This window comes from Lapillicoccus sp. (genome assembly GCF_046595215.1).
Lineage (GTDB): Bacteria > Actinomycetota > Actinomycetes > Actinomycetales > Dermatophilaceae > Lapillicoccus.
In genome coordinates, this window is the sequence record NZ_JBKJPP010000111.1 from 24,577 (window position 1) to 38,507 (window position 13,931).

Genomic DNA, 13,931 nt, shown 5'->3' on the forward strand with positions numbered 1-13,931 from the left:
GTGTTTCTACACGACCGAGGGCGCACGTGGGTGCTTCAATCCCCTGTGCGTTCGATCCGTGGACCTTTGTGCGTCAAACGTGTCCTCGGTTTGTCGTATTCCGCTCGCCGCCGGGCCCTCATCGCAGGAGGATGACCATCAACGGCTTCCGGGTCTCCCCAGACGAAAGGAATCATCATGGCTTTCTCAGGTCCTGCGGGCCCGCCCGACGACGACCATGCAGGTGTCCCACAGCAGCAGACAGGCCCGGGGGTGCCGGGGCCCCAGCAGCCCCCGGTAGCGCCGCCCGCCCACGGTCAGCAGCATCCGGCATACGGTCAACTGCCTGGGCATGATCAGCAGCCTCCTCCCTACGGGCCGGCGTACCCCGTCTCCTACGCTGCCCCGTCCGGGGTGATGACCGCCTCGGACGAACGCACCTGGGGGACGCTGTCCCACGTGGCCCCCTTTGTCGGCGGCATTGTCGGCCTGCCGTTCCTGGGGGCGCTGGTGGTCTTCCTGATCTACAAGGACCGGTCGGTGTTCGTGCGCCGCCACGCGCTCGAGTCCCTGAACTTCCAGCTGACCCTGCTCATCGGGTATGTCATCTCGGCCGTGCTCATGCTCGTCCTCATCGGCTTCGTCACCGCGGCGGCTCTTGCCCTGGCGTCGATCGTCCTGCAGATCCTCGGCGCAGTCGCGGCAAGCCGCGGCGAGGACTACCGATACCCGCTGACCATTCGGTTCGTTCACTGATCGGCCGCGGGCCGGATCCGGGTTCTTCGGAGAGGACTCCGCCGCCGGGCCCGCTGCCAGTCACCGGGCGGGCGTCACGGTGGCCTCGTAGGTGAGGATCTCGGTGCCATTGCCCTCGTCGCCGTTGTCGGGCGCGACGCGCATGGTCAGGTGGTGGCCGTCGGCGGCCATCTTGAAGGGGTTGCGAGTGGCGACGTGGCCGGCGGTGGACCACTGTTGGAAGGGGACGTCGTGCAGGACCTTCTGCTTGGTGATGTCGATCAGGGCGATGCCGCCCAGCTCGTACGTCCCGGCCGCGCCGCCGGCTGCCGGAGTCTGGGGCAGGTTCGTGATGCCTGCGCAGAGCATCTTTGAGGTGGCCGCGTACTGGCAGTCCTGGTAGTCGACGAAGAAGTTCGGGTTCTCCCAGGTCCTGAGCTGCTCACCGCGCAGGTTCCACTCGGCGAATCGGCGCGAGCCCCAGGTGTTGCCGACGAGGTGGCCGGTCTGGGTGTCCATGACGATGCCACCGAAGTGGTCGGGGACCTCGAACTGTTTGGAGACCTCCAGTGTGGTGGCGTCGACGCGGTAGATGATGGCGCTGGAGTTGGGCCGGTACTCCGCGACGGGGACCCAGATGTTGGTGCCGTCGAAGTCGATGCCGCCCGGGTGGTATACATCGCCCTCTCCGAGGGCGATGTCCTTCTGGAGATTGCCGGCGCCATCCATCACGAACAGGTGTCCCTTGCCCTTGCCCGGGGTGCGGTCGTAGCGACCCTGCTGGGTCGGGTACTTCACGGTCGGCTCGAGGATCTGGACCGCGGACAGGAAGATGTGGTCTGCGGTGAAGGCGATGCCCTCGGTGTGGAAGGTGGGGAAGGTGAGCTTCAGCTTGCTCGTGAGCTGCCAGTTGGTGTTGCGGTCCACACGACTGAAGTGTTGGACGAGGGTGCTGTCTCCGAGGTGGTGGTCGTCGGTCCCGCGGTCGACGGTCTGGTGGTCCGCTGTCGTGGTGTCGCTGGCGATCGCCTGGGTGGTCACGATCTCTCCTGGGCCGTTGTGGTCGCCGTTGCCTGAGGCGTGGGCGGTGGTGGCGCCTATGGCCAGCGCGGCGATGGCGGCTGCCAACCCGCCGCGGGTGCGAATTGTCTTCATCGAGGCCTCTCATCGGTGCTGTCCTCACTGACGCGATGGAAGTTACGTAGGGCGGGTGAACGTCCGGCATCGTTGACACGCCAACGACCTGAACATCTGCGTCCATCCGTCGCGGGGCGTCAGAGGGAGTCCACGCACGCGCGGTCGGGTTCGAGCCGGACGTCGCACCTGCCGACGGCGTGGGCGCCATTCATGCGCCATCAGGCCGGCGTGGAGCCCCGTCGTCGCAGCGTTCGGGAGTGCCTCGTGCCGGCAGGCGTGACGCTGATGATCGGCATCCGCGAGGGGCCGAGCTGGTCCGTGACCCGACGGATTCAGCCCGGATCGGAGTGCTTGGAGGCCGTGCGCCCCGGATCGTTGGCGCCTGCTCGTCGTGCTCACGTGGGCCGTGCTCATCCGAGTTCAGGTCGTGCTCGTTTGCCTGCATGGGTGCTGGCACGTCTCCCGGGGCCGCATCGGGTGCCACGGATTATCCCCGCGTCCTGAGCGGGTGGCGATGTTCAATACGGCCTCTGCCCGCTGCCATTTCCCTCGTGCCTCGTGGCGCCGGGGTCCCTTGCCTTGTGCGGCTTGGACCAGATGTCCATTCCGTGTGGCTCAGCCATCCCTCGAACACTGCATATCAGGGTGTTGGGATGGGGCCTCTGCGCGTTCGTGCGCGAGAGCACGCCCTGGCTCACCCGGTGGGATGCGGTCCTGATCTGGGTGGGTGCGGCCGCTGTGGTCTCCGCAGCATGGCTACTTGAAGGCCCTGAGCTGGCAACGTTCGATGGCGAAGGTTTTGGAAGGTCCGACCATGGCGAAAGGACGAGGTCCTACTGGTGACAGAAATCAACCACGTCGGCCTTACTTACGTCGTCACCCGTGTGGACTGGCCGAGGCGATCTCGGCCAGCACGTCGCGGCGCCCGCCAGAGGCGAGGCCAGCCGCTTGGCGACGGTGACGACGTGATCGGCGCCGACTTGGGGCACCTCCCGTTTGCGGGGGAGAGGTCTCCGCTGAAGACCCTGCGACGGGCGCCACCGGGGACAACCGCTTGGACCAGGGCGCGCACCCGTCGGGTCGAGCACGCGGACACCCGTGACGGCACGCTGGCCTACGTCGCGGTCGATGACGTGCACCGCGCTCGCGTGATCGGCACGACCGCGCCCAAGAGCGGGATCGAGCCCTTCGCCGACTTGGTCACCGCGGTGATGACCACCGCGCAGTACGCCTCTGCGCGGTGGGTGCTCTGGGTCGTGGACAAGGGCGTCCGCGTCACGGACAACGGGGAGCACTCCATCGAACGGATGGGTCCCAGTCGCAGCTTGCGACAAGAATTCGCATTCCCGTACGTCACACGAACCGTGCTGGGCTGGAGTCGTTGACGAGCAACTCCGGCTTGTGTCGGACACTGCGCCTCCTGCCTTCGACGCCCTCATCGAGGCCGTCGAGGATCAGCTCGAGGATCGAGGTGGTCATCGCCTCAACCGGTTGACGGACGGTGGTCAGGGATGGGTGGGCGAGGAAGGTGACCCCGACGCCGTCGAAACCGATAACGCGGAAGTCCTCGGGTACGCGCAATCCCCGAGACTGGAGCGCATTCATGCAGCCCAATCCGATGACATCGGCCGCTGCAACGATCGTCGCCGAACGCGTCTCCTCCTCCAGCAGCTGCATCGCCGCACGCTGCCCCCACTCAGCGCTGAAGGGTCCGAGCATGCGACGACTGTGGGGAAAGGCCTTGGTGAAACCGTCGAGCCGTTCATGCGCTGAGGACGAGACTGGAGCGGCTCCCACGTAGATCACGGGCTGTCTTGCAAGATCGACGTGGTCGTGGATGTGTGTGCTGACGAGCTTCATCCCATGACGGTTGTCGCAACCCACGAAGTGCGTATCCATGGATGGGACGCGACAGTCGAACTGGATGGTCACCACGGATTCCGACGCCAACCTGATGTTGTCGGCGCTGCCCTCCTCATGAGAGGGAATGATCACCAGACCGTCGACCTGGCGCCCGATGAAAGACTGGACCCCACGCCTTTCACGGTCCAGGTCGGAGTCGGCGCTGTAGGTGAAGACGTCAATGCTGGACGGTCCGAACGACCGGCCGACGTGCTGAGCCAGGGATGAGAAGAACGGGTTGTCGAGGTCGGGCACGATCAGGCCTACCGACGACGTCCGTTTCCGCCTCAGGGCGCGGCCCAGCAGGTTGACCCGGTAACCCAAGGCGTTCGCCGCCAGCAGGACCCGCTCACGAAGTTCCGGTGACATCGGCCGTTCGCCGCTGAGGGCGCGGGACACCGTTGCCGTGGACACTCCTGCGTGAGCCGCCACGTCGTGCATCGTGGCGGGTCGCGGCCGGCTGCCCGACAAGAGAACTCCGTTCTGGCGGTGCGTCTTTCACGGTTGGACGTTACTGAATCGAGATGTTCCCAGGACGCTCGCCGCGCTATCGTAGCCGTTTCGGTAATCCTTTGCCCACGTCATCCCCTCTGGAGGAAGAAACCCATGGAGCCTTCGAGCGTTCGACGTTTCCGCCCCGCGATGGGGATGGCCTTGGCAGCGGGTCTGGCCCTGACGGCGTGCAGCACCGGCAACGAGACCCCGCCGGCCGCCTCGGCTGGCGGGACGGCGGTGGCCGGCGCCGCCAAGTGCGCCCTCGGGATGACCCAGATCAACCAGACCGCGATCTTCTTCACGCAGATGAACGAGGGCGCCACCCAGGCGGCCCAGGACGCGGGTTGCACGCTGACGATCTCGAATGCCAACAACGATTCGGCCCGCCAGAACAGCGACATCGAATCCCTTGTCTCCCAGGGTGTCACCGGCCTCATCGTCGTCGCGATCGACGTCAACGGGGTGCTACCGGCCGTCAAGGCCGCACGCGACAAGGGCATCAAGGTTGTCGCCATCGACGCCAAGCTCGCGGACGGGAGCGTCGATACCTTCGTCGGTGTCGACAACGCGAAGGCGGGTGAGCAGATCGCCACCTGGGCCGTTGACAAGGGAATCGCGAAGGGCAAGAGCTACGGCGTCGTCGACGCCAAGAACTCCTTCATCCAGAACCAGCGTGAGGACGGCTTCCGCAAGTCGATCGACGCGGGGGGAGCGAAGTACACCCAGAGTGTGAGCGGCGACAACGTGCAGGAGAAGGCCGCGACCGCCGCGCAGAACCTGGTGACCGCCCAACCGAACCTCGACCTCGTCTACGCCACGGGCGAGCCCGCCACCGTCGGAACGGCCGCAGCCTTGAAGGGCAACACCACCACCAAGATCATCGGCTGGGACCTGACCAAGGAGGTCATCGGCGCAGTCGACTCCGGTCTCGCTGTGGCGGTGGTGCAACAGGACCCCAAGCAGGAGGGTGTGAAAGCGGTCGCCGAGCTCAAGAGCCTCATCGGCGGTGGTGCTGCGAAGGGCTTCATCGACGTGCCGATCACGATCGTGACCAAGGACAACGTCGACAAGTACCGCACGATCTTTCCCTGACCGACGAAGCGAGGTAGGCCATGGGATACCCGGATAGCGTCACGGACCGATCGTCTCCCCCCGAACACCGGGTGGAGATGATCGACATCCGGAAACGGTTCGGCGCCCTGGACGTGCTGAAGGGAGTCAATCTGCGCATCGCGCCGGGCGAGGTCATCGGACTCGTCGGGGACAACGGAGCCGGAAAGTCCACCCTGATGAAAATGCTCGCCGGCGCTATGACACCTGACTCCGGGCAGATTCGGATCGACGGGGAGGAGCTGACCGGCTCCGGCCCCCGCGCGGCCCGCTCTCACGGGATCGAGATGGTCTACCAGGACCTGGCGCTGTGCAACGACCTGGACGTGGCTGCGAATCTCTACCTGGGACGTGAGCCCTATCACCGGATCACCCGGCGGTTGGACCATGCGGCCATGCACAGGCAGGGGGCTGCGGACCTCAAACGCCTGCACATCCGGGTGACCAAGATGCACCAGGACGTCGGCACCCTTTCGGGCGGTCAACGGCAGGCTGTCGCGATTGCCCGCGCGGTCGCCTTCGACCCCAAGGTCCTGGTCCTGGACGAGCCCACGGCGGCGCTGGCCGCCAAGGAGGTGGAGACCGTCCTGCAGCTGATCAGAGATGTGTCGTCGCGTGGGGTCAGCGTCGTGCTGATCACCCACCGGCTGCAGGATCTCTTTGGGGTCGCGGACCGGTTCGTCGTGCTCTACGAAGGGGTGGTCTGGCGCGAGATGCGACCGGCGGAGACCAACTTGTCCGAACTGGTGAACTCGATGATGGGGAAGTAGATGGCAGCAGGCGAAACCGTGCCCCCGCCGCTCGCCCGGAGCCGCTCCGCCCGAGGCGCCCGATCGGAGTTCGTCGCCCGGCACTTCGGGGTGTTGTCGATCCTCCTTGTGTTCGTGGTGCTGTTCGTCTTCTTCAGCCTGCGAGCCGACGCCTTTCTGACAGCGGGGAACCTCGTCAACGTCAGCCGGCAGATTGCTCCGACCATCATCGTGGCGACGGCGATGACATTCGTCATCACGACTGGAGCCATCGATCTCAGTGTCGGCTCCATCGTCGGTCTCACGGCGGCCACCCTCGGGCTGCTCGCCAAGACCGGGAACCCGGTCCTGGCACTGTCGGTCACGCTCGCCATCGGCGCGCTGATCGGGATCGCCAACGGGCTCCTCACGGCATACGGGAGGCTGCAGTCGTTCATCGTGACCCTGGCCGCCTTGACGGCGGTGCGGGGGGTGGCCCTGCTCATCACGCAGGGGTACAGCACCCCGATCGACTCAACCTTCCTGCTGCCCCTGGGCCAGGGCAAGTTCTTGGGGCTCTACACGCCGACCTGGATGGCCATCGCGTCGGTGGCGGGCTCGTGGTACCTGTTCACCCAGACGCGTTTTGGCCGCTACGTCGTCGCCGTCGGCTCGAACGCGGAGTCGCTGCGCCGCTCGGGTGTCGACATCCGCAAGATCCAGCTGTGGGCCCTGACGATGACCGGGCTCTTCGCGGCGGTGGCCGGTGTCGCGACCGCCACGCGGCTCGCGAGCGGATCGTCGAACTCGGGGACGGCCTTCGAGCTGGAGGTGATCACCGCCGTCGTCCTCGGCGGCACCAGCCTCATGGGTGGACGTGGGTCCATCATCGGATCCGCCATCGGCGCGATGACCCTGGGGATCATCTCGAACGGTCTGGTCCTCCTGCACGTCGATGTCTACTGGGTCCCCATCGTCCAAGGAGCCATCCTCGTCGTGGCGATCTTCCTCAACAGCAAACTCTTCTCGCGGATAGGTGGATCTGGCACGTGAGCGACGTCATGACCGTGCTCGGGACGATCGACAGCGCTGATCTCGGTGTCACTCTCCCGCACGAACACATCCTCAACGACGTCACCTCGTGGTGGCAGCGCACGACGTCCGTTGGGCTCGACCCGGACGAGTTCGCCACCAGCCCGGTCACCATGGGCCTGCTCTGGGACCTGAAACACGATCCATTCGGCAACCGGGACAACTGTGCCCTCGACGACGTGGCCACCGCGACCGAGGAGGTGGCCCGGTTCGCTGCGCTGGGCGGGGGGACCATCATCGATCCCACCGGGCTCGGGGTCGGCCGCGACCTGACGGGCCTGCAGGTGGTGAGTCGCGCGACGGGCGTCAACATCGTTGCCGGGACGGGGTTCTATCTCGAGGCGGCCCAGCCCGACGTCATTGCCGATCTTGACGCGGCCCAGATGGCGGAGCTGATCATGGATGACCTCCGGGAGGGGGTGAACGGGGTCAGGCCGGGCATCATCGGCGAGATCGGCGTGGGCCAGGACTTCAGCCCCGCAGAGCGCACCAGCCTCGCGGCTGCCTGCATGGCACAACGGGAGACGTTGCTCCCCATCCAGATCCACCTCCCAGCATGGTTTCGGCTCGGCGACGAGGTGCTCGACTTCGTCGAGGCGCACTCCGTGGATCCGGCGCACGTGGTGCTGTGTCACATGGGGCCCTCGGGACCCGACCCGGACTACCAGCTCCGCCTGCTGCGCAGGGGGGCCTGGGTGCAGTACGACATGGTCGGGGCTGAGATGTTCTACGCCGACCAGGGCGTCCAGTGCCCCTCGGACGAGGACAACGCCCGACATCTCGCCGGCCTGGTCGAAGCCGGCTTCGCGGACCGTCTGCTGATCTCGTCAGACATCTTCCTGAAGAGCCTGCTGAGACGAAACGGCGGCCCCGGCTACGGGCACGTCCTGCAGTACTTCGTTCCACGACTCCATCGGCACGGCCTCGACGACGACACCATCGAGCAGCTCATGGTCCGCAACCCCAGAGCCGTATTCGACAACACGAAGGAGGCCTGATGTCGCGCATCCTGCTGGCCGGGGAGTCGTGGATATCCCAGGCAACCCACTTCAAGGGATTCGACAGCTTCACCAGCGTCACGTTCCACTCGGGAGCCGACGCCTTCATCGCCTCAGCCAAGCGACAGGGTCTTGACGTCGAGCAGCTGTATGCCCACGACGTGCCCACGAAGTTCCCCCGCACCGTGGAGGCGATGAACGAGTTCGACGTCATCATCCTCTCCGACATCGGGGCCAACTCGTTCGTCCTCCCGCCGGAGACCTGGTTGGGGGGCAGGCCCTCCGACAACCCCCTCATCAACTTGTGCGAGTGGGTCCGGTCAGGGGGAGGACTCATGATGGCCGGCGGCTACCTGAGCTTCCAGGGCTTTCAGGCGCGAGCAAATTTTGCTCGCAGCCCCCTCGCCGACGTGCTCCCGGTATCGATGCTCGACTGCGACGACCGGGTGGAGGCGCCGCAAGGAGCCCGGCCAGTGGTGGCCCTTCCCGGCCACGAGATCGGCGCGGCGTGGTCAGGGAACGCTCCCGACCTCCTTGGCTACAACAAGGTTGAGGCCAAGGCCGGCGCGCAGGTGGTGGCTACCGTCGGCGGCGACGTCCTCATCGCCACCTCTGAGGTCGGGGAGGGCCGTTCCCTGGTCTGGACCTCGGACATCGGCCCGCACTGGTGTCCGGAGGAGTTCCTGGCCTGGTCCGGCTTCGACGGTGTTGTCGCGGCGATGCTCCGGTGGCTCGGCGCGGGGCGGTAGCGCGACATGGCGCCCGAGAACCACCCCATCCCCATCATCCTCGACTGCGACCCCGGCCACGACGACGCCATCGCGATCCTCCTCGCCGTCCAGTCGCCGCTCATCGACCTTCGGGCGATCACGACGACATTCGGCAACTGCTCGGTTGCCGACGCCACTCGCAACGCCCTGCGGGTTCTCGCGCTGGCCGGGGCCGGGCGGGTGCCGGTCGCCATCGGCGCCGCTGGGCCCCTCACGGGAGTGACCGAGCTCGGGAACTACGTCCACGGGGCCAGCGGTCTCGACGGCCCCACGATGCCGGAACCGGTGTCGGCCCCCGTAGAGCGCTCAGCGACGGAACTGATGCTCGAGGTGATCTCGTCCAGCGAGCGGCCCATCACCCTGGTCGCCACCGGTCCCATCACCAACGTCGCCGCCCTCATCCGCGAGCATCCTGAGGTGGTGCCCACAGTCCGGGAAGTGATCTTCATGGGCGGCTCGACCGAGCGTGGCAACCACACCCCTGCTGCCGAGTTCAACACCTACGCCGACCCCGAGGCCCTCGACATCGTCCTGAGGTCCGGCATCCCGATCAGGATGGTGGGGCTCAACCTCACCCACCAAGCCCTCGCCACCCCGGCGATCGTGGAACGCATGCAGGCGATGTCGCACGTCGTCGGCCACACGGCGGCCGAGTGGATGGGTTTCTTCGGGTCGTCCTACCGAAATGTCTGGGAGTTCGACTCACCGCCGGTGCACGATCCCTGCACGATCGCCGCCCTGATCAGACCGGAGCTGGTCCGCTGGCGGGAGTGCTTCGTCGCCGTGGAAACAAGGGGCGAGTGGACCCGGGGCGCCACCGTCGTCGACCTGTTCAACAGGTACGGCCGACCCGCGAACGCCCGGGTGGCCATCGAGCTCGACGCCGCGGGCTACTGGGACCTCGTCCTGGACGCGATCGACGCGCTGGGCGCCGCCACCACCGGGTCATCGACGAGACACCTCGGTGAGCACCGAAGGGACGGACCGTGACACCTCCTGGCTCGGGCGGCCCGATGACCTGATCCCCTGGATGGTGGGACGACGACGCCACCTCCACGCCGAGCCCGAGGTCGGCATCAACCGCCCGGACACTCAAGTGTTCTTGGAGGCGGAGCTCACGGCCCTTGCGCCCGAGGTCCACCCCGCAGCGGGCCTGACCGTGCGCCTCGCGGGCTACGGTGGCAGGGGATCGACCCGAGCATCGCGGTGTGTGCGTCATGCCCGCTCGCGTGCACGGCCCTGACCGTTGGGGGCGGAATTCGAAGTTGTTCTCCTCCTGAATCGCTAGGGCGTCAATGTCGGCGCGGATGGCAAGCACCTCGCCGGCGCGCCCGGCGTGAAGGCGCGCCATGAGACTCAGCGCCGTGGGCCGGGTGACGTCAAGGCCAGACCGCGACTCCAAAGTCTTCCGCTCGAACCGCGCCGTGTCCTGATCGTAGAGGGACAGCTCCCGGGTCCTGATGTCAGTGGCGCCGCCCGTCAGCCGTCATCATTGCTCATCTCCGAGCGGGGACCACGCAAGGAGGCGCAGAGCAGTGGCCAGCACGGACGCGCCGCGGGCGCAGTCATCCGGGGTGCTGTACTCCGCAGGACTGTGCGACCTGCCGTCGACGCTTGGCACGAACAGCATCGCTGCCGCGACGCGGGTGCCCATCGTCTGGCTGTCGTGCCCCGCGCCGCTGGGAAGGTCGCGCCAGCTCGCCCCGCACACGTCAGCGGCCTGCTGAAGCACCGCGCGCAGGCCGGCATCGAGGTCGTGCGGCGGCGTCTCCTTGAGCAGCCGGACGCCGACCTCGACCCCTCGGTCCGCGGCAACGGCCTCGCACTGCACACGCATTGCTGTCACCATCCGGTCGAGGACCCCCGATTCCGGATGGCGCACGTCGATGGTGAACTCGACCCGGCCCGGCACGATGTTCGTACCACCCGGATAGACCCGCAACACCCCTGTCGTCGCGACCGCTGGGTGCCCCTCGTCGAGCGCCACGCCTTCGACGGCAGTGACCATTCGCGCCGCAGCCTGCAGCGCGTCCCGGCGGTTGGTCATCGCCGTTGCGCCAGCATGATCGGTACGTCCTTCGACAACCACCTCGAGCCAGACGAACCCGGTGATGACGTCGACCACGCCGATGTCGAGCCCCGAGTCGACGAGCGTGCGGCCCTGCTCAATGTGCAGCTCGAGGAAGGCGTCGAAGTCCTCGCGTCGGGCCTCACCGAAGCGGGCGGGGTCCAGGCCGACCGAGCGGGCGGCGTCGGCCAGCGTGACACCGTCGAGGTCCACCAAGTGCTCTGGCTCGTCCTGCCCGACGAGTCCCAGGATGGACCGCGTGCCGAAGTAGTTCGAGTGAAAGCGGCTGCTCTCCTCCTCGCACAGCGAGACCACCTCGACCGTGCGCCGTGGCGCGCCACCGGCGGCCGCGCACGCCTCGACAGCGACGATCGCGGACAGGACGCCGAGCGCCCCGTCGTACGCGCCGCCGTGCACGACGGTGTCAATGTGGGACCCGGTGATCAGGATAGGTTCCAGGTCGTCGCCGGGGAGACGGCCAAACACGTTGCCGACGGCGTCCTCGCGCACACTCAGGCCAGCGTCCCCCATCATGGCGGCCACCGTGTCCTGGGCCTCGCGCCACGCCGGGGAGTACAACGGACGAATGATCCCCCCGCCCGGCTGGGCCCCCACGCGCGCCAGCTGTTCGACGAGCATGGTCAGCCTCGGCTCGTCGACGCGGACCGGAAGCGCCGGCCCGCCGCTCATCGAGCCCCTCCACGCGCCGGCTCGAGGCTGGGGGTGTCAGGGGCGGACGACGCTCGCACACCCTTCGTGAACGCCGAGACGACCGCGAGCGCGAGCACGTTTGCCACAAGGGCGACGATGCCCACGTTGAGGGTCGCGGCCCATTCGGGCAGGAACGGCATGAGGCTCCCGACGGAGCGCTTGGCGACAATGACATAGCTCACGACCGCGACGCCGACGACCATCCCCGCAGCGGCGCCCCAAGCCGTGACCGGGTTACGTGGCAGCAGGCTCGCGATCAGCGCCGGGAACAGCTGGGTGACGAAGGCATAGCCCAGCAGCAGCAGGGCGACGATGGTGTTTCCGCCGCCGAAGGTGAGCAGCAGCGTGAGCGCCGCCAGCACCGGCACAAACAACTGCGCCAACCGCAGGACGTTCTTCGGCGACGTCCCGGGTCGTAGCTCGGCGTACACATTCTTGGCCAGCATCGTCGCGGAGGTGGTAAGCAGCATCGAGCCCGGAACCAGTGCCGTCAGCATCCCGGTCACGCCGATCAGGCCCACGAACCACGGCTCGAACGCGTCCCGCGACAACCGCAGCAGCACGAGGTCGGAGTCGGTGCCCTTGAGCCCCGGGACCTTCAGCACAGCGGCGAAACCGACGAAGAAGATGAAGAGCAGCACCAGCTGGTAGAGCGGGAAGATCACCGCGTTGCGTCGCAGCGCCCGCTCGTGTTTCGCCGAGAAGGTCGCTCCGAAGAAGTGCGGCCACATGTAGAAGCCGAGCGAGGTCAACAGCACGGTGCTGATGAACCAGGACACGCCGAGTGCAGGGGTGTGCAGGGTGAGGAACTGAGGGTCCATCTGCTGCACGGAGCGGAACATGGGGGTGATGCCCCCGTAGTAGTGCCAGGGGAGGTAGATGCCCAGGAAGACCGCGACGGCGAGGATGAGGATGTCCTTGAGGACGGCGGTCCAGGCGGCCCCGTGGATCCCGGAGACCATGACGTACGACGTCAGGACAGCCGTGCCGATGTAGATGGCTGCGGTCTGCGACACCGCGCCGTAGGACGTCTCCGCGACGATGATTGACATGCCCTTCAGCTGCAGGATGAGGTAGGGGATCATGGCGAGCACCCCGATGAGGGAGACCAAGATGCCGAGATTACGGCTGCCGTATTTGCGCGCGAAGAAGTCTGCCTGCGAGACCAGTCGTTCGCGCTTGGCGTAGCGCCACACCGCTGGCAGCAACCAGTAGGACATCACGTAGGCGAGGCAGCCGTAGGCCAGGATGTAGAGTGCGGGGCCGCCGTTCGCGTACGAGAAGCCGCTGCCACCAAGGAAGGTGAAGGTGGTGTAGATCTCACCGGCCAGCAGCAGGAAGACGAAGACCACCCCGAAGGAGCGCCCGCCGACCGACCACTCCTCGAGGTTCATCTCGCGACCGTGCCGGGCGCGAAGGCCCAGCGCCAGCGCAATGATCAGGCCCGCGCCGAGGACGATGAGGGCGGTGTTCATCGGGGAGACACCTCGTCGTTCCGCGGCTGCGACCCACGGTTCGCGGGGTCGAGCGCGTAGATGATGGCCATGATCGCGCTGCTCGCGACGACCCACAGCACGATCCATGCCATCAGGAACGGCAGACCGAGCACGAAGGGCTCGGACCGGTTCGCGAAGCCCGCACCACCAAGGATGCCCAAGAAGGGCAGGCTGGCGAGTGCGACCCGCAAGGCGCGAGTGCGGTCCGGCGCCGCAGGGTTCACCGGGGTGGCAGCACGATCCACGTCATCAGTCATCGAAACCCCCATTGCTCAAGCCGGTGTTGAACGTGTTCCACGTCATCATTCCCCCCTCGCACGCCGTGTCAAGCCGAGGTCCGCAGTTGAGCGATCTTCACCGGTCATGCGCATCCATCTGAGTAGACCCGGCCAGCGACGGGCACAGCAAGGTTCTGGCCCTGTAGGTCACCTCCAGCGGACGGTGCCGGCTGATTGAGTTCTCCCTGTGACCGAAGCGCCCGGACCCTGTCCGAGTGGCCCTGTCCACCCCACGAATACGCCTCGCAGAGAGCGAGCACGCTGCTTCGCGCTTCCTGCAGGAGGATTCAGCAGACCCGGTACGTGGGTGGGCTTCCGCTGGCGACGTCAGCGGCATGAGCGAGCGTTCTCCCTCGGTCTGCCAAGAACTGCGCGCGACCGGCCGACCTGCACAGCCTCGAGGTGGGCAGTACTTTCATGGGGCGACGGATC

The 13,931-nt window shown here is 66.8% G+C and carries 14 protein-coding genes; 8 read left to right on the top strand and 6 right to left on the bottom strand.

Translation table 11 applies throughout. The annotated features are described in order from the left end of the window. Positions 1 to 186: 186 nt before the first annotated feature. On the bottom strand, positions 187 to 333 hold the full coding sequence (locus tag ACLL9L_RS09085; RefSeq protein WP_411284326.1) for a hypothetical protein: 147 nt from the start codon (positions 331 to 333) through the stop codon (positions 187 to 189). A 63-nt stretch (positions 334 to 396) separates the two neighbouring features. Here ACLL9L_RS09085 and ACLL9L_RS09090 point away from each other — a divergent pair, with 63 nt between their 5' ends. After that, entirely contained in the window at positions 397 to 735 is a 339-nt protein-coding gene (locus ACLL9L_RS09090) for a DUF4870 domain-containing protein (RefSeq protein ID WP_411284327.1), read from the top strand. A gap of 60 nt (positions 736 to 795) precedes the next feature. Here the strand turns inward: ACLL9L_RS09090 and ACLL9L_RS09095 are convergent, their stop codons facing one another. Further along, positions 796 to 1,869, bottom strand: a complete 1,074-nt coding sequence (locus ACLL9L_RS09095; RefSeq protein ID WP_411284328.1) for a DUF6454 family protein — start codon at positions 1,867 to 1,869, stop codon at positions 796 to 798. Positions 1,870 to 2,816: 947 nt separating this feature from the next. Here ACLL9L_RS09095 and ACLL9L_RS09100 point away from each other — a divergent pair. Then, positions 2,817 to 3,236, top strand: a complete 420-nt coding sequence (locus tag ACLL9L_RS09100) for a hypothetical protein (protein ID WP_411284329.1) — start codon at positions 2,817 to 2,819, stop codon at positions 3,234 to 3,236. Here ACLL9L_RS09100 and ACLL9L_RS09105 read toward each other — a convergent pair. Then, positions 3,205 to 4,152 carry a LacI family DNA-binding transcriptional regulator gene (locus ACLL9L_RS09105; protein ID WP_411284330.1) on the bottom strand — a complete coding sequence of 316 codons (948 nt, stop codon included), beginning with the start codon at positions 4,150 to 4,152 and terminating at the stop codon, positions 3,205 to 3,207. The genes ACLL9L_RS09100 and ACLL9L_RS09105 overlap by 32 nt on opposite strands. A gap of 21 nt (positions 4,153 to 4,173) precedes the next feature. Between ACLL9L_RS09105 and ACLL9L_RS09110 the strand changes: the two genes are divergently transcribed. From ACLL9L_RS09110 to ACLL9L_RS09135, 6 genes are all read left to right on the top strand, one after another. Further along, the gene (locus ACLL9L_RS09110) at positions 4,174 to 5,340 is read left to right on the top strand and encodes a substrate-binding domain-containing protein (protein ID WP_411284331.1); all 1,167 of its coding nucleotides are present in this window, start codon (positions 4,174 to 4,176) and stop codon (positions 5,338 to 5,340) included. 77 nt (positions 5,341 to 5,417) lie between these two features. After that, the gene (locus tag ACLL9L_RS09115; RefSeq protein ID WP_411284332.1) at positions 5,418 to 6,128 is read left to right on the top strand and encodes an ATP-binding cassette domain-containing protein; all 711 of its coding nucleotides are present in this window, start codon (positions 5,418 to 5,420) and stop codon (positions 6,126 to 6,128) included. Beyond that, the gene (locus tag ACLL9L_RS09120; RefSeq protein WP_411284333.1) at positions 6,129 to 7,139 is read left to right on the top strand and encodes an ABC transporter permease; all 1,011 of its coding nucleotides are present in this window, start codon (positions 6,129 to 6,131) and stop codon (positions 7,137 to 7,139) included. Continuing rightward, the gene (locus ACLL9L_RS09125) at positions 7,136 to 8,176 is read left to right on the top strand and encodes a phosphotriesterase (protein ID WP_411284334.1); all 1,041 of its coding nucleotides are present in this window, start codon (positions 7,136 to 7,138) and stop codon (positions 8,174 to 8,176) included. The genes ACLL9L_RS09120 and ACLL9L_RS09125 overlap by 4 nt, the downstream gene beginning before the upstream one ends. Beyond that, complete coding sequence (locus ACLL9L_RS09130; protein WP_411284335.1) at positions 8,176 to 8,925, top strand: glutamine amidotransferase; 750 nt, start codon at positions 8,176 to 8,178, stop codon at positions 8,923 to 8,925. The genes ACLL9L_RS09125 and ACLL9L_RS09130 overlap by 1 nt, the downstream gene beginning before the upstream one ends. Before the next feature lie 6 nt (positions 8,926 to 8,931). Then, positions 8,932 to 9,936: a nucleoside hydrolase gene (locus ACLL9L_RS09135; RefSeq protein WP_411284336.1), complete on the top strand. Its 1,005-nt coding sequence runs from the start codon at positions 8,932 to 8,934 to the stop codon at positions 9,934 to 9,936. 499 nt (positions 9,937 to 10,435) lie between these two features. Here the strand turns inward: ACLL9L_RS09135 and ACLL9L_RS09140 are convergent, their stop codons facing one another. From ACLL9L_RS09140 to ACLL9L_RS09150, 3 genes are read right to left on the bottom strand one after another with little or no spacing between them, the layout of a single operon-like run. Then, positions 10,436 to 11,704: a Zn-dependent hydrolase gene (locus ACLL9L_RS09140; protein ID WP_411284337.1), complete on the bottom strand. Its 1,269-nt coding sequence runs from the start codon at positions 11,702 to 11,704 to the stop codon at positions 10,436 to 10,438. Continuing rightward, positions 11,701 to 13,200 carry a sodium:solute symporter family protein gene (locus ACLL9L_RS09145; protein WP_411284338.1) on the bottom strand — a complete coding sequence of 500 codons (1,500 nt, stop codon included), beginning with the start codon at positions 13,198 to 13,200 and terminating at the stop codon, positions 11,701 to 11,703. Before ACLL9L_RS09145 ends, ACLL9L_RS09140 begins: the two co-directional genes overlap by 4 nt. Beyond that, the gene (locus ACLL9L_RS09150) at positions 13,197 to 13,478 is read right to left on the bottom strand and encodes a DUF3311 domain-containing protein (protein WP_411284339.1); all 282 of its coding nucleotides are present in this window, start codon (positions 13,476 to 13,478) and stop codon (positions 13,197 to 13,199) included. The genes ACLL9L_RS09145 and ACLL9L_RS09150 overlap by 4 nt, the downstream gene beginning before the upstream one ends. Positions 13,479 to 13,931: the final 453 nt, after the last annotated feature.

Bases quoted from the DNA above. Each gene is read 5' to 3' on its own strand.
- ACLL9L_RS09085 (WP_411284326.1), bottom strand. From the start codon at position 333: ATGCCCAGGCAGTTGACCGTATGCCGGATGCTGCTGACCGTGGGCGGG.
- ACLL9L_RS09090 (WP_411284327.1), top strand. From the start codon at position 397: ATGACCGCCTCGGACGAACGCACCTGGGGGACGCTGTCCCACGTGGCC.
- ACLL9L_RS09095 (WP_411284328.1), bottom strand. From the start codon at position 1,869: ATGAAGACAATTCGCACCCGCGGCGGGTTGGCAGCCGCCATCGCCGCG.
- ACLL9L_RS09115 (WP_411284332.1), top strand. From the start codon at position 5,418: ATGATCGACATCCGGAAACGGTTCGGCGCCCTGGACGTGCTGAAGGGA.
- ACLL9L_RS09120 (WP_411284333.1), top strand. From the start codon at position 6,129: ATGGCAGCAGGCGAAACCGTGCCCCCGCCGCTCGCCCGGAGCCGCTCC.
- ACLL9L_RS09130 (WP_411284335.1), top strand. From the start codon at position 8,176: ATGTCGCGCATCCTGCTGGCCGGGGAGTCGTGGATATCCCAGGCAACC.
- ACLL9L_RS09135 (WP_411284336.1), top strand. From the start codon at position 8,932: ATGGCGCCCGAGAACCACCCCATCCCCATCATCCTCGACTGCGACCCC.
- ACLL9L_RS09140 (WP_411284337.1), bottom strand. From the start codon at position 11,704: ATGAGCGGCGGGCCGGCGCTTCCGGTCCGCGTCGACGAGCCGAGGCTG.
- ACLL9L_RS09145 (WP_411284338.1), bottom strand. From the start codon at position 13,200: ATGAACACCGCCCTCATCGTCCTCGGCGCGGGCCTGATCATTGCGCTG.
- ACLL9L_RS09150 (WP_411284339.1), bottom strand. From the start codon at position 13,478: ATGACTGATGACGTGGATCGTGCTGCCACCCCGGTGAACCCTGCGGCG.